Genomic DNA, 14,631 nt, shown 5'->3' with positions numbered 1-14,631 from the left:
TGAAACGACCGATCTTCGGGAAAGGGTCAGGTATGCGGATCGTCATGGCCGGAGCGTCCGGATTCCTCGGCACCCGGCTCGCCGAACGGCTGCGACAGAGCGGCCACGACATCGTCCGGCTGGTCCGGCGCCCCTCCGAACGGCCGGACGAGTCGTCCTGGGATCCGGCGCAGGGCCGGCTCGACCAGGCCGTGCTGGCCGGTGCGGATGCGGTGATCAACCTGTCCGGCGCCAATGTCGGCGACCACCGGTGGACCGCGGCGTACAAGCGGGTGCTGCGGTCCAGCCGGATCGACACCACCGACACCATCGCCCAGACGATCGGCCGGCTTCCGGAGGACGAGCGTCCCCGGGTGCTGCTCCAGAGCTCCGCCGTCGGGTGGTACGGCGACACCGGCGATCAGGCGGTCGCCGAGGAGGCCCCGGCCGGCAACACGTTCCTGGCCGACCTGTGCCGGGTGTGGGAGGCCGCGGCCCGGCCGGCCGAGGACGCCGGCGCCCGCGTGGTGCTGCTGCGCACCGCTCCGGCGATCGACGCCGGGGGCTCGCTGGTCAAGCCGCTTCTTCTGCCGTTCAAGCTGGGCGCGGGCGCCCGGATCGGTGGCGGGCGACAGTGGATGTCCTGGATCGCCCTGGCCGACTGGCTGGCCGCCGCCGAGTTCCTGCTGGACCGCGACGACCTGGCCGGTCCGGTGAACCTCGTCTCACCCCAGCCGGTGACCAACGCCGAGTTCACCCGGGAACTGGCCCGGGTGCTGCACCGGCCCGCCCTGTTCTCGGTGCCCGGCCCGGTGCTCGACCTGGTGATCGGCGGGCTGGCCGGGGAGGCGCAGCGCAGTCAGCGGGTGCTGCCCGGGGTGCTGTCGCAGGCCGGGTTCGCGTGGGCGTACCCCGGAATCGGCGCCGCGCTGGCGGCGACCCTCGGCGCGCAGCCGGCCATGGCCCCCTAGAAAATCAGGCTTTCTTGCTAACCTGCGGCTGATGTCCGTCGTCACCCCCGCCCCCGCCGCGTCCGCCGATCCGCCCGCCGAGTCCTCGCCACCTCCGCGTGGCCGCCCTTGGCGTGCCCATCTGGCCGTCGCTCTGACAGCGCTCGCGCTGGCCGTCTACGTGACCAACGGTCTCTGGCGCGACCCGTACCGTCACGGTCTCTCCGACAACATCGGGGACCAGGCGTTCTTCGAGTGGCTGCTGGGGTACGGGGTGTACACGCTGGGCCACGGCTCGGATCCGTTCTTCAGCGACCTGTTGAACGTGCCGTGGGGCGTCAACCTGGCGGCGAACACGTCGATCTCGGTGTACACGGTGCTGTTCGCGCCGCTGACCCACTTCGCCGGCCCGCAGATCAGCTACGTGACGATTCTCACCCTGAATCTCGCCGGGTCCGCGTTCGCGTGGTACCTGTTCATGCGCCGCTGGTTGGTCCGCAGCCCGCTCGCGGCCGGGCTGGGCGGCATGTTCTGCGGGTTCGCCCCCGGTTTCATCTCGCACGCCAACGGCCACCTGAACTGGACGGCCGGGTGGGTGGCCCCGGTCGTCATCTGGCAGGTGCTGCGGCTGCGGCAGCCGGGCCGCTGGCTGCGCAACGGGCTGGTCCTCGGCGTCATGCTGGCCGGCTGCTTCACGATCGCCGCCGAGGGCCTCTTCTACACCGCCCTGGCCAGCGGCATCTTCATCGTGACCTGGGCGCTGGCCGGGCCGGTCCGCGCCGAGGCGAAGGCCGCGGCGGGCACCGTGCTGCGGGCGCTCGGGGTGACCGCCGTGGTGGCCGGGGCGCTCCTGGCCTACCCGCTGTACATGCACTTCGCCGGCCCGCAGACGTTCTCCGGGACCGGGTTCAACCAGCGCTACTTCGCCGAGGACGTGGCGGCGTACCTGTCGTTCCCGAGCCGGTCGCTGGCCGCGCTGTTCGGGCTGGGCTCCACCCTGGCGCCCAACCGCACCGAGGAGTCGTCGTTCTTCGGCGTACCCCTGATCTTCCTGATGGTGGTCTCCGCGGTCCTGGTGTGGCAGCGGGCCGTGCCGGCCCGCCGGGCCACGCTGCGGGCGATCCTGGTGGTCGGCGGCGTCTTCCTGGTGCTGTCCTGGGGCCCTCGGGTGAACTGGATGGACGACGAGCTGCCCATCCCGCTGCCCTACGCGGCGCTCGCCCACCTGCCGCTGTTCGACTCGGCGCTGCCCCTGCGGCTGGCGCTGGTCGTCGTCGGAGTCTTCGGCATCCTGCTGGCCCTGATCACCCAGGAGCTGGTGGACCGGCGGCTGTCGCCCAATCTCCAGACCGGGGTGACCGCGGCGATCGTGGCCGCGCTCCTGCCGATCTTCCCGCTGCCGGTGCGCCATCAGGAGCGGGCGCCGGAGCCGGACTTCATCGCGAAGGGCACCTGGCAGCGGTACGTGTCGGAGAACGGTGTGATCTCCGCCCTGCCGTTCGCGCTCAACGTGACGGCCGACGGGCAGCGCTGGCAGGCGTACACGATGGCTCGCGGTGGACCGCAGTTCCGGATCCCGGACGGCTACTTCCTCGGCCCGATGATCAACGGGGAGGAGGGCCGCAAGGAGATCGGCCGGATCGGCGCGCCGCCGGGGCCGACCGACTGGCTGTTCACCCGCGCAGCCCTGTACGGCTACGTCGCCCAGCTGAGCAACGCCGACCGCGAGCAGGCCCGGCGTGACTTCGCCTACTGGAATGTGGAAGTGCTCTTCCTACCCGAACAGATCACCGGTTCCGACCACATGACGCTGTTCCGTGACGCTGTGGAGACGACCGCCACCGATCTGCTCGGTCCACCGGAGAAAGTGGACGATGTTCTGGTGTGGCGCATTCGTCCCGGCGTGGACCCGATCGAACGATGAATTCGGGGCTGGATAATCTCCGCGACGTGACGATCGCCGCGCCCGCCCCGATCACGGACCCGACGACCCGGGAATCCGACGACCCGGCCGACCCGACGACACCTGAACCCGCCGCCCGGCCCGCCTCCATGTGGCGGGCCTGGAAGTCGCACCTCGCGATGGCTCTCGTGTCGCTGGCCGCGGCCGTCTACGTCTGCCAGGGACTGTGGCGGGCGCCGTACCGGCACGTGGTCGCCGACAACGTGAGCGACCAGGGGCAGTTCGAGTGGATGATGTCGTACGGCGTCTACCTGCTCCAGCACATGAACAACCCCTTCTTCACCACCCTGCTGAACGCGCCACGCGGCGTGAACCTGGCGATGAACACGTCCAGCACGTTCTACGCCGTGGTGTTCGCGCCGCTGACCCACTTCGCCGGCCCGCAGGTCACCTTCGCCACCATCCTGACGCTGAACCTGGCCGGCTCCGCCTTCGTGTGGTACCTGTTCCTGCGCCGCTGGCTGGTGCGCAACGGGCTGGCCGCGGCGTTCGGCGGCCTGCTCTTCGGGTTCAGCCCGGGTCTCGTCTCGCACGCCAACGGCCACCTCAACTGGACGTCCGGCTGGATGGTCGGCATCGTCGCGTGGTGGGTGCTGAAGCTGCCGGAGAAGGGCCACCGGGTGCGCAACGGCGTGGTCCTCGGCCTGCTCTGCACCATGGGCTTCTCGGTGGCCGCCGAGGCGCTGTTCTTCTGCGCCCTGGCCTGTGCGCTCTTCCTCGGCGTGTGGGTGTTCTCCAAGCCGGGTCTGCGCGCCGTGAAGGAGTCGGCGGGCCGGGTCCTGGTGTCGCTGGGCGTGACCGCGGTGGTCGCCGGGGCACTGCTGTCCTGGCCGCTGTACATGCACTTCAACGGGCCGCTCAAGTTCTCCGGCACCGGCTTCAAGATGCGGTTCTACTCCGAGGACCTGGTGTCGTACGTGGCGTTCCCGCTGCGGTCGGTGGCCGGTCTGTTCGGCTGGGGCGCCGACCTGGCGCCCAACGCGACCGAGGCCACCTCGTTCCTGGGCGCCCCGCTCGTGCTGCTCGTCGTCGTGGCGCTGGGCCTGCTGTGGAGGCGGTCGTCGCCGGAGCGCCGGGTCACGCTGCGCGCGCTGGCCGTGGTGGGGCTCTTCTTCTTCCTGCTCTCGCTCGGCCCGCGGCTGCGGTTCATGGGCGAGGAGCACAGCGACACCCCGCTGCTGTACGCGCTGTTCGTCGACGTCCCGCTGTTCGACTCGGCGCTGCCGGTCCGGTTCACGCTGGTCGTGGTCGCGGTCTTCGCGATCGTGCTGGCGCTGCTGGCCGACGAGTTCTTCAAGCGCGGGCCGCTGGCCCGGCTCACCGTCGGCGTGCTGATCGTGGCGGCGCTCGCCCCGATCGCCCCGCTGCCGTTGCGCACCCTGGAGCGGGCGCCGGAGCCGGAATTCATCGCGAGCGGGAAATGGCAGGACTACGTCACCGGTGACGGTGTGATGACCTCGCTTCCGCTCTCCATCGACGTGGCCGTGGACAGCATGCGCTGGCAGGCGTACACGATGGCGCGCGGTGGCGACGCCCAGTTCCGGATCCCGGCCGGGTACTTCCTCGGCCCGCAGGACTACCTGGAGACCGGCCGGCACCTGGTGGGCCGGGTCGGCGCACCGAACCGGCCGACCGACAAGCTGTTCTACCGGGCCGCCCGCTGGGGCCAGGTGTCGCGGATCACGAATCTGGACCGGGCCCAGGCACGGATCGACTTCCGCTACTGGAAGCTCCAGGCGATCTTCCTGCCCGCCGAGGTCACCGGCCCGAAGGGCCCGCTCAACCGGGACGCGCTGCTGCGGCTCACCACCGACCTGCTGGGCGAGCCGGAGCAGGTGCAGGACGTGCTGGTGTGGCGGATCACGCCGGGAGTGGACCCGGTCGACCGGACGGAAGAGGACTAGGCTGGCGGCGTGACGTCTTCCGTCTTGACCGTCCTGCGTCCCGGCCTGGTCGACTACCTGGAGGCCTGGGAGGAGCAGAAACGCCTGCACGAGGCGGTGGTCGCCGGTTCCCAGCCGGACACGGTCCTGCTGCTGGAGCACCCCAGCGTCTTCACCGCCGGCAAGCGCACCGAGCCGGCCGACCGGCCGTTCGACGGCACCCCGGTCGTCGACGTCGACCGCGGCGGCAAGATCACTTGGCACGGTCCGGGGCAGATCGTGGGCTACCCGATCCTGCGCCTGCCCGACCCGGTCGACGTGGTCGCCTACGTCCGCCGGACCGAGCAGCTGCTGATCGACGTCTGCGCCGAGTTCGGTGTGGTGGCCGATCGCATCGAGGGCCGCAGCGGGGCGTGGGTCCGGGCCACCGACGGCGGCCTGGACCGCAAGATCGCCCAGATCGGCATCCGGGTGTCACGCGGTGTCACGCTGCACGGTTTCGCCCTGAACTGCGACTGCGACCTGTCGAATTTCGACCGCTTCGTCCCGTGCGGCATCCGGGACGCCGCCGTCACCTCGCTCAGCGCCGAGGTCGGCCGCCCGGTCCCGGTCACCGAGGTCATGCCGATCGTCGAACGCCACCTGGCCACGCTGATCTGATGGCTCTCTACCGCAACCCGCAGGACAAACGGGTCTTCGTTCCCAAACCGGGCGGTGGGCTGGTGCTCAATTTCGGGCACCCGGTCGCCTGGGCCATCCTCGTCAGCACGACGATCATCCCCTTCGTGATCGTCGCGGTGGTCACCCTGGCGGTCCTTCTCTAGCTCACAGCCGGCCTTGGGGTGAGGGTGAGTGGGCAGCTCCGCCCGGCGCGGGCGGCAAAGGCGCGACCCGGCGGGGAGATCGCCGTCTGCCCACGGCGGCACACGTAGCCCGTACGAAATGAAATGATTTCAGGGGAGGCGCCACACCTGGATCAGGCCGTCGGACTGCTGGCAGGCCAGGTGGACGCCGGCGCGGCGGCAGGCGATGGAGAGCGTCCCGGAGATCGCGCCGCGGGTCTGGCCGGTGTGCCAGTCGATCAGGCGGAGGCCGTCGCCGGTGGGGCGCAGCAGCAGGTCGCCGAGGGGAAGTCCGGGGCCGAGACCGGTACGGGCGGCGCCGGTCTCCGGGTCGACGAGGGTGACCTCTCCGTCGACGGTCAGGGCGAAACCGTCGGTCCAGCTCTTCCAGTGGAGGTCGGTCCAGGTCACCGTGCCGTCCTCGGGGTTGAGGGCGTGCAGGCCGCCGCCGCCGGAGACGCAGATGCGGGTGCCGCAGGGTTCGACGAACTTCGGGATGACCGAGCGGACGGTCCACTTCTCGGTCAGGTCGGGCAGGTGCAGGGCGGTCAGGGCGTACTCGCCGAGCAGGTAGGCGTGGTCGCCGACGATCCGGATCTCGGACGGCTCGCCGGACGGGGATGCCTGATCGTTGCGCCCGGCCACCCGGCCGTCGGAGCGCCGCAGGGTGACCGCCCCACCGGTCTCCTCCAGCACGACCAGGTAGCGGCCGTCGGCGGCGGCCGACTCCGGGGCCTGGTAGAACGGCCGCCACCAGGCGACCTCGTTCGTCGCCGGGTCGCGGAGGCCGAGGCGTGACTCCTCGTCCCAGAGGACGAGCGCGTCGCCCGCGGGCAGTGCCGTCTGGAGCGCGGTGGCCGCGTCGGCGCCGGTACGCGTATCGGCCACCACCGGCCCGCCGCCCATGTTGCCGCCGGCCACCACGGCCGAACCGGACACCGACAGCGCCGGCATCGCGCCGAACCACTCGGTCTGCCGGCGCCAGCGGAGCCGGTTCGTGGTCAGATCGTGCGCCAGGACGTCGACCCGGCCGTTCGCCAGGGTGCGGGTGCTGTAGACGGTGTCGTCGGTGAGCAGCCAGGCGCCGGTGGCGGTCTCGGTGGTGGCCACCCGTTCCAGCGGCGGGACCGGCCGTTCGAGGTGATCCGGGCCGAGCAGCAGCGCCAGCAGCAGCACCAGGGCCGACGCGGGACGCCAGTGCCGGGCCCGGCGTGGCGGCGCGGGCGCGGGAGCCCGGTCGAGATCAATGATCATGGGAGCCGCCACACCTTCGTCGTCTTGTCGTCCTGGCACGCTAGATGGCTCGCCGTGCTCGCGCAGTGCGAGGGAACGGTGATGTCCACGACACCGCGGAGCCGTCCGGTCACCGCGTCGGTCACCACGCCGCCCTCCCGCACCAGCATCGTGCCGGCCGGCCGGGCCTGCCCCAGGTCGGCCTCGACCTCACCGGTGGCAGGGTCGAGCCGGACGATCCGCCCGTCCTCCCCGCTCGCGAACCCACCGGACCACCGCCATCGCGTCCCGATCCAGATGATCGACCCGGTGCGCTGGCTCACGGCGGTCACCCCGGTGGCGCCGGTCACGCAGAACGCGTCACCACACGGCTCCGCGGCGGTGGGCCCGATCAGCTGGGCCGTCCACAGCCGCTTCAGATCGCGCATCCGCACCACGGTCATAGAGTTTCCGGTGAACAGGAACATCCAGTCGCCGGAGACGGCCGTCGTGTAGACGGCGCCCTGAACGCCGAGGTTCGCAGCGGTACGGACGGTCGCGCCGGTGTCCCGGTCGTAGACGGCACCGGTGCCGCCCAGGTTGACGACCCGCACCTGACCGTCGCCGCCGGTGACCGCGATCGGCCAGCCGTCCACTTCCCGCCACCAGACGGGCCGGGCGGTCACCGGGTCGAGCAGGCCGATCCGGCCCTTCTGCCGGAGCAGGATCCGGTCGCCGGCGACGCGGGCGCCGTCGTCGGCCCGGCGGATCTGCCCGGTGCGGGCGTCCAGCAGCAGTATCCGTTCGTCGGGGAACTCCACCGCCAGGTGCGGGCCAAACTCGTGCAGCACCGGCATCGTGCCCACGCCCCCGAGCGGCCGGGTCCAGAGCACCTCGCCGTCGACCGGCCGGGCCGTCACGTCGAGGACGTCCTCCCCCGGCCGGCCGGTCACGCTGTAGATCATCCGGTCGGTCAGCAGCCACGTCAGGTTCCCGGGGCCGAGGTCGGCGACCAGCGGCGCGAGGTCCTTCGACGGCACCGTCGACCCGCCCAGCAGGACCAGCAGTGTCGCAGCCAGCATCAGGGGCAGGCCACGCGACCGGTGCCGGGAACGTCGCGCCGGTTCGGCCGACGGCCCCGGCACATCGAGGTCGATAATCACGCTGGCATTGAACTACTACGGCGCGACCCGGTGCAGGTCACGCGGGAACGCCGTCACCTCCCGGACGTTGGCGGCGCCGGTCAGCCGGGCCACGAAGCGCTCCAGGCCGATCGCCCAGCCGCCGTGCGCGGGCATGCCGTAGCGGAACGCGTCCAGGTAGCCCGGCTCGCCTTCCTCGCCCAGTACGGCGGCGTAGTCCTCGTACCGATGCAGCCGCTGACCGCCGGTGACGATCTCCAGGCCGCGGAACAGCAGGTCGAAGCTGTTCGACCAGGTCGGGTCGGCCGGGTCCGGGTGGGTGTAGAAGGGCCGCTTGCGCATCGGGTAGCCGGTCACGAAGACGAACGCCGACCCGTGCTCGCGCAGCGCCCACTCGCCGACCGCCCGCTCGTGCGCGGGGGCCAGGTCGGGCTCGTCCTCCGGCGCCCCGGCGATCCGCAGGGCCTCGGCGAAGTGCACGGCCGGGATCTCGTCCGGCACGCCCGGGGTCTCGACCATCCCGGTGACCTCGCCGAGCATCCCGGCGATCGTCCTGGTCAGCGCCGCCATCACGTCCCGGTGGTCGCGGATGAAGCCCATCTCGGCGTCCAGCGACGTGTACTGGGCGAGATGCCGGGCCGTGTCGCTCGGCTCGGCCCGGAACACCGGCCCCACCTCGAAGACCCGCTCGAAGACGCCGACCATCATCTGCTTGAAGAACTGCGGCGACTGCGCCAGATAGGCGGGCCGCCCGAAGTAGTCGAGCTCGAAGACGTTCGCACCCGACTCGGTCGCCGAGGCGACGATCTTCGGCGTGTGGATCTCGACGAACCGCTGCTCCTCCAGCGCTCGCCGGAAACCCCTGGTCACGGCGGCGGAGATGCGCAGGTTCGCGGCCCGCGACGGATGCCGCAGCGCCAGCGCCGCGTGGTCCAGCTGGGTGGGCAGGCTCGCGCTCAGCGCGGGCCGATGCAGTTCGAACGGCAGGGGTACGGCGACCCGGCTCGTTTCCTGGATCTCCGGGGAGGTCAGCTCGACACCCTGCGGCGCCTGCTCGTTGGTGGTGACCACGGCGGTCACCTCGACGACGGTCTCCTCGGTGAGCCGTTCCAGCTGTTCGCGGGTGGCCGGGTCGGTGACGACCACCTGGCTGAGCCCGGCGGCGTCCCGGACGATCAGGAAGGCCACCGACTTGAGCAGCCGCCTGCGGTGGATCCAGCCGGCGATCGTGACCTTGGTGCCGGGTTCCGTGGTCGCCAGCTGGGTGGAGAGGATGCGTTGCATGGCGGGTTACCTCCTCTGGTGCTGCAACGCGGCCCCAGGGAGGTGCGGGCGAGCGGGATCCTCGCGGTACCACCGCACCTTCGCGCCCCTTGTCAGGGCGCCTCTTTGTCGTGCTGCGGCTCCGGGGTGTCTTCACGCTCCGGCGCGCGGGCCACCCTTCACAGCTGCCGGGTGGCTCTCTCGGCCGGCGGATCGAAGCGCTACTCGGTCCCATCAACGCCGTGCTCGGCACGCTAACAGCCCGCGATGTGCCGATCACCTGAATATCGGGTGACGGCTGTCACAACGTCGGTCACGTGAGCCTCGTCGCCCCCGCATCGCGCCCGGCGGTGGCGGGCGTATCTTCGGACTGTGACTATTGCTCCCGAGGGCCGCCGCATGCTGCGCATCGAGGCGCGCAACGCCGAGACTCCCATCGAGCGGAAACCGCCGTGGATCAAGGTCAAGGCGAAGATGGGCCCTGAGTACACGGAGATGCGCGGCCTGGTGCAGAAAGAGGGTCTGCACACGGTTTGCCAGGAGGCCGGCTGCCCCAACATCTACGAGTGCTGGGAAGACCGCGAGGCCACCTTCCTCATCGGCGGCGACCAGTGCACCCGTCGCTGCGACTTCTGCCAGATCGACACCGGCAAGCCGGCCGAGTTCGACGCCGACGAGCCGCGCCGGGTCGGCGAGTCCGTCGCCACCATGGGCCTGCGCTACGCCACGGTCACCGGCGTCGCGCGTGACGACCTGCCCGACGGCGGCGCCTGGCTCTACGCGGAGACCGTCCGCCAGATCCACAAGCTCCAGCCCGGCTGCGGCGTCGAGCTGCTGATCCCCGACTTCAACGCCGACCCGGCCCAGCTCGCCGAGGTCTTCGGCGCCGCGCCCGAGGTGCTGGCGCACAACGTGGAGACCGTCCCGCGGATCTTCAAGCGCATCCGCCCCGGCTTCCGCTACGAGCGCTCCCTCGACGTGATCACCCAGGCCCGTGCGGCCGGCCTGGTCACCAAGAGCAACCTGATCCTCGGCATGGGCGAGGAGCGCGCCGAGATCTCCGCCGCCCTCCGCGACCTGCACGCGGCCGGGTGCGAGCTGATCACCATCACGCAGTATCTTCGGCCCACCCCGCGGCACCACCCGGTCGAGCGCTGGGTCAAGCCGGAGGAGTTCGTCGAGCTCCGCGAGGAGGCCGAGCAGATCGGCTTCGCGGGCGTGATGAGCGGGCCACTGGTCCGCTCGTCGTACCGGGCCGGCCGTCTGTACCGTCAGGCTCTCGAAGCCCGGGGCTGAGCCTTCGGCGCCCCGCGCCCGGCGGCGTGGGGCGCCGTCGCCCGCTTCCGGCGTCGTGTCCTCACGCACGGGCAATGGCGCCGCATCCCGGCCACGCACGGGCAATGGCACCGCATCCCGGCCACGCACGGAAGAAGCCCCGCACCATTCGGCGCGGGGCTTCTGACCGGCTACTTCTTCTTGGACTTCTTGGACTTCTTGGACCGCCTGGTCCTCTCGGCGTCGCTGCCGGAACCCCATCGCGCCTCCGCGACCTCCGGAAGGAGGACCGGCGCGAGCAGCTTCAGAAAGATCATGGCGAACGGAGCCAGCCAGGCCCACCACGGCACCAGCGAGTTCGGCCCGAACAGCAGCTCGGCCACGCCATAACTCACCTCGACAGCGGTATCCATTACTTGCCTCCGGGGGAAGGACTCGGATGGGCTGAGGTCTCCCTACGGGAGAGCCGACCCCCAACATCGGACCCCGGCCACCCGTCTTTAGCGTTTCCCAACCGATTGACAGAAACACCGACGCCGCGTCCGACTGTTTCCGCCAGGCTCGGCCGCTTCCACAGGCCCGGCCGCTTCCACAGGCCCGGCCGCTTCCACAGGCCCGGCCGCTTCCACAGGCCCGGCCGCTTCCACAGGCCCGGCCGCTTCCGCAGGCCCGGCCGCTTCCGCCAGGCCGCGCCGCGCCGCCAGGCCCGGCCCCGGTCGCCCTCACCGCGGGGAAGCGAGGCGAGGCGCGGATGGCGGCCGTTGTCAGCCGTCCAGCAGGCCGAGGCGGTGGGCCACGGCGGCGGCCTCGACCCGGTTGGTGACCTCCAGCTTGGCGATGATGCGAGAGACGTGGACGCTCGCCGTCTTCGGGGAGATGAACAGGCGCTGGGCGATCCGGCTGTTGCTCTGGCCCTCGGCGACCAGGCGCAGGACCTCACGCTCCCGGGCGGTCAGCACCTCGGTCCCGGCGGCTGGGGCGTGGCCACCGCCCACGCCGAGCCGGCGGGCCAGGGTGTCCGCGGCACCGGCCAGCGACCGGGCGCCCAGCGCGGTGGCGATCGCGCCGGCCTCGGTGATCGCCTCGGTCGCCGCCGTGCGGTCGGCGGCGACCGCCTCCGCGTAGTCGAGCAGCGCCGCGGCCAACGGGAACGGCTGGCCGTCCGCCCGCCAGGCCGTGACCGCCGCCTGCCACCGGTCGGCGCCACCGTCGAGCAGTGCGGAGACCTGAGCGGCGTACGCCGACTCGGCCGGATGACGCTCCGGCAGGCGCTCGGCCGCCGCGCGGATCAGACCGGCCAGCCCGGGCTCCTCGCCCGGGGCGGCCTCGTGGGTCGTGGCGGTCGGCAGGTGAACATGCCCCGCACCGGACCATCCTCGCCCCGGGGCCAGGCCGTCGGGGACAGCCTGGTTCACCACGACCCAGCTCGCCGTGGACGTCACCCCGGGTGCGGCGAAAGAGCCGCCGCCGGAGGATGCGAGGAGCGGAGACCCCGGCAGAGCGCGGACCCCGCCCGAAGGCGCGGGAAGCGGAGACCCCGGCAGAGCGCGGACCCCGCCCGAAGGCGCGGAAAGTGGAGACGCCGGCAGGGCACGGGCCGCGGCGGCCAGCAACGGCCACGAGTAGCGGGGCAGGTGGTGGAGATAGCGGTCCCGTAGGGCAACCCGGGCGGCGGCCCGCGCCGTGGCCGGGTCGCCCGCCGCGAGCGCCGCGTGGATGCGCAGCTCCAGCAGCCCCAACCGCAGGTCGGGGTTGAGGAACGGCTTGGCCAGGTAGGCGGCCGCCTGGGCGACCAGGGCCTCCGCGCCGTCGTGGCCGCGGGCCAGGCGGAGGCGGGCGCGCAACCGCAGCCACGGCACGGCGAGGGTGCCGGGCGGGTCGTGGCGGGCGGCCTCGGCGAGGCGGGCGTCGGCCTCGTCCCACCGGCCCAGGGCCATCAGCGCCTCGGCGTGGTTGGCCAGCAGGTAGACGCCGGTGGTGCGGCTGACACCGACCCGGTCGGCGTGCGGGACGCCCTCGGCGGCCGCGGCGGCGGACTCCGCGTACGCCCCCATCTCGTACAGCGTGTCGGAGATGTTGACCAGGCCGTGCGCGAGGTTCGGGATGTCGCCGGAGGCACGGGCGCGTTCGATCGCCCGGCGCACGGCGGGCAGGCTCTGCTCGGCCGGCAGGTGGCCGCTGCACACCTTGCCGAAGGTGATCTCGGCGGCGATCCGGGCGGCCTCGTCACCGAACTCGCCGGCGCACGCCATCACCTGTGCCGCGATCCGGCCGGCCTCGTCGCCGTCGATGCCGGAGAACACATAGGCCACGTCGCCGAGCAGTTTCAGCCAGGGCAGGTCGGGCGGGGCGAGTTGCAGCAACCGGTACGCCTCGCGGGCCTCCGCCGCCCCGTCGCTCTTCCCGGCGTTGCGCAGCAGTTTGGCCCGCCGGATGAGCAGCCGGGCGGCCCGGGTCGGCTCGGCCTCGCCGTCCAGGTCGGCGAGCGCGGCCCGGGTGAGCCGGCCGGCCCGCCCGTGGTCACCGGCGTCGATGGCCGCGAGCGCCGCCTCCTCCAGCAGGTCGAGGTGGCACTTGCCGAGCAGTTCGGCGGCGTCGGGAACCTGCTCCCACAGCTCGAGGGCGCGCTCCAGCAGCCGGGCCTGCTCGGCGAACGCGTAGCGGCGACCGGCCGCGTCGGCGGCCCGGCCGGCGGCGACGAGCGCCCGGGCGTGGTCGCGGGCGCAGAACCAGTGGTGGGCGATCTCGGCGGGCGCCCGGTCGGCCGCCACCAGCCGTGGCTCGGCCTCGATGGCCTGGGCATAGCGGGCGTGCAGCCGGGCCCGCTCGCCGGGCAGCAGGTCGTCGTGGACCGCCTCCCGGACCAGCGCGTGCCGGAATTCGTAGCCCCCGTCGGGGTCGAAGACGATCATCTGGGCGGCGACGGCGGCCCGCAGCGCCGACTCCAGTGCGGCGTCGTCGACGTCGGCGACCCGGGCGAGCAGCTCGTGGCCGAACCGGGTGCCGCCGACCGCGGCCACCCGCAGCACCCGCTGGGCTGCCTCGGGCAGCTGGTCGACGCGGGCGAGCAGCAGGTCGCGCAGCGTCTCCGGGATGTCACCGCAGCGCGGGTCGGCGGAGGCGGCGAACTGCTCGATGAAGAACGGGATGCCCTGGGCACGCTCGCAGACGGCGTCGACGGTGGGCCGGTCGGGCTCGGCGCCGAGCAGGTGGCCGAGCAGCTCGGCGGTGCCGTCGCGGTCGAGCCGGTCGAGATCGTGTCGGTGCACACCACGGACCCGCTCCAGCTCGCCCAGGAACGGCCGCAGCGGGTGGCCGCGGTGCAGCTCGTCCGTCCGGTACGTCGCGACGAGCAGCAGGCGCGGCACCCGGGCCGAGCGAACCAGAAATCCGATCAGATCACGGGTGGACCGGTCGGCCCAGTGCAGGTCCTCCACCACGAGGACCACCGGGCGCTGCTCGCCGAGCCGGGCGAACAGTGCCCCGACCAGCTCGAACAGATGGCCCCGGTGGCTGCCGCCGAGCTCCGGCGGCGACCCCAGCTCGGGCAGCAGCCGGGCGAACTCGGCCTCCCGCCCGGCGAACACCGCGCCGCCGTCGTGCCGGGCCAGCTCGCGCAGGGCGGCCGCGAACGGGGCGAAGGGCAGGCCCTCCTCCCCCAGCTCGAGGCACTGGCCGACGAGGACTCGCGCGTCCAGCCCGCGGACGAACTCCTCGACCAGCCGGGTCTTGCCGACGCCGGCCTCGCCCCCGATCAGCAGGGCCGGCGCCTCACCGCCGCCGGCCCGCTGGAACGCGTCGTGCAGGGTGGCGAGGTCGGCATCCCGTCCGACCAGGACCGTGCTGTACGCGCTCACCACCATGAGGTCGAGCATGCCACGCCCGTACGACGGAACCTCCGCCCCGATCACGATGCGAGAGGCCGCCGATCGTCTCTCCGCCACCTGGGCCATCGGCCGGTACGGCGTACCCGTACGGTCGCGGCCTCCCGGACGAGCCGGTGGTCCTCGGCGTCCCGGATGCGCGCGTCGAGGTGATCGCGGACCAGGCGGAACTGAGTGTCGGGGTCGCTGAAGGGAATCATTTGCGGGGCTCCTGTCGGTTGGTGTGACACCGACTCTT

11 protein-coding genes are annotated in these 14,631 nt (G+C 72.3%); 6 read left to right on the top strand and 5 right to left on the bottom strand.

What is annotated here, in order from left to right:
- Positions 1-32 precede the first annotated feature (32 nt).
- From KZ829_RS23815 to KZ829_RS23795, 5 genes are read left to right on the top strand one after another with little or no spacing between them, the layout of a single operon-like run.
- Entirely contained in the window at positions 33-950 is a 918-nt protein-coding gene (locus KZ829_RS23815) for a TIGR01777 family oxidoreductase (protein ID WP_220146126.1), read from the top strand.
- A gap of 31 nt (positions 951-981) precedes the next feature.
- Entirely contained in the window at positions 982-2,853 is a 1,872-nt protein-coding gene (locus KZ829_RS23810; protein WP_220146125.1) for a DUF6311 domain-containing protein, read from the top strand.
- A 26-nt stretch (positions 2,854-2,879) separates the two neighbouring features.
- Complete coding sequence (locus tag KZ829_RS23805) at positions 2,880-4,796, top strand: DUF6311 domain-containing protein (protein ID WP_308285633.1); 1,917 nt, start codon at positions 2,880-2,882, stop codon at positions 4,794-4,796.
- A gap of 9 nt (positions 4,797-4,805) precedes the next feature.
- Positions 4,806-5,435, top strand: coding sequence for a lipoyl(octanoyl) transferase LipB (gene lipB / locus KZ829_RS23800; RefSeq protein ID WP_220146124.1), 630 nt, complete (start codon positions 4,806-4,808; stop codon positions 5,433-5,435).
- Complete coding sequence (locus KZ829_RS23795; RefSeq protein WP_220146123.1) at positions 5,435-5,599, top strand: peptide ABC transporter substrate-binding protein; 165 nt, start codon at positions 5,435-5,437, stop codon at positions 5,597-5,599. The genes lipB and KZ829_RS23795 overlap by 1 nt, the downstream gene beginning before the upstream one ends.
- Before the next feature lie 129 nt (positions 5,600-5,728).
- Here the strand turns inward: KZ829_RS23795 and KZ829_RS23790 are convergent, their stop codons facing one another.
- Genes KZ829_RS23790 through aspS form a run of 3 tightly spaced genes read right to left on the bottom strand, consistent with a single transcriptional unit; the run spans position 5,729 to position 9,255 of the window.
- Entirely contained in the window at positions 5,729-6,871 is a 1,143-nt protein-coding gene (locus KZ829_RS23790) for a PQQ-binding-like beta-propeller repeat protein (protein ID WP_220146122.1), read from the bottom strand.
- Entirely contained in the window at positions 6,868-7,992 is a 1,125-nt protein-coding gene (locus tag KZ829_RS23785; RefSeq protein WP_220146121.1) for a PQQ-binding-like beta-propeller repeat protein, read from the bottom strand. Before KZ829_RS23785 ends, KZ829_RS23790 begins: the two co-directional genes overlap by 4 nt.
- Before the next feature lie 15 nt (positions 7,993-8,007).
- Positions 8,008-9,255 (bottom strand): aspartate--tRNA(Asn) ligase, encoded by a 1,248-nt coding sequence (gene aspS, locus KZ829_RS23780; RefSeq protein WP_220146120.1) that lies wholly within the window; start codon positions 9,253-9,255, stop codon positions 8,008-8,010.
- 351 nt (positions 9,256-9,606) lie between these two features.
- On the opposite strand from aspS, the gene lipA reads away from it, so the two are divergent.
- Positions 9,607-10,530: a lipoyl synthase gene (lipA, locus tag KZ829_RS23775; protein WP_308285632.1), complete on the top strand. Its 924-nt coding sequence runs from the start codon at positions 9,607-9,609 to the stop codon at positions 10,528-10,530.
- 170 nt (positions 10,531-10,700) lie between these two features.
- Here lipA and KZ829_RS23770 read toward each other — a convergent pair whose 3' ends face one another.
- Positions 10,701-10,922, bottom strand: a complete 222-nt coding sequence (locus KZ829_RS23770; RefSeq protein ID WP_220146119.1) for a hypothetical protein — start codon at positions 10,920-10,922, stop codon at positions 10,701-10,703.
- A 351-nt stretch (positions 10,923-11,273) separates the two neighbouring features.
- Complete coding sequence (locus KZ829_RS23765) at positions 11,274-14,384, bottom strand: helix-turn-helix transcriptional regulator (RefSeq protein WP_220146118.1); 3,111 nt, start codon at positions 14,382-14,384, stop codon at positions 11,274-11,276.
- Between the last annotated feature and the right edge of the window lie 247 nt (positions 14,385-14,631).

The sequence above is a fragment of the Actinoplanes hulinensis genome (assembly GCF_019429605.1).
GTDB lineage: Bacteria > Actinomycetota > Actinomycetes > Mycobacteriales > Micromonosporaceae > Actinoplanes > Actinoplanes campanulatus.
This window is presented reverse-complemented; position numbering and strand designations above follow the sequence as displayed.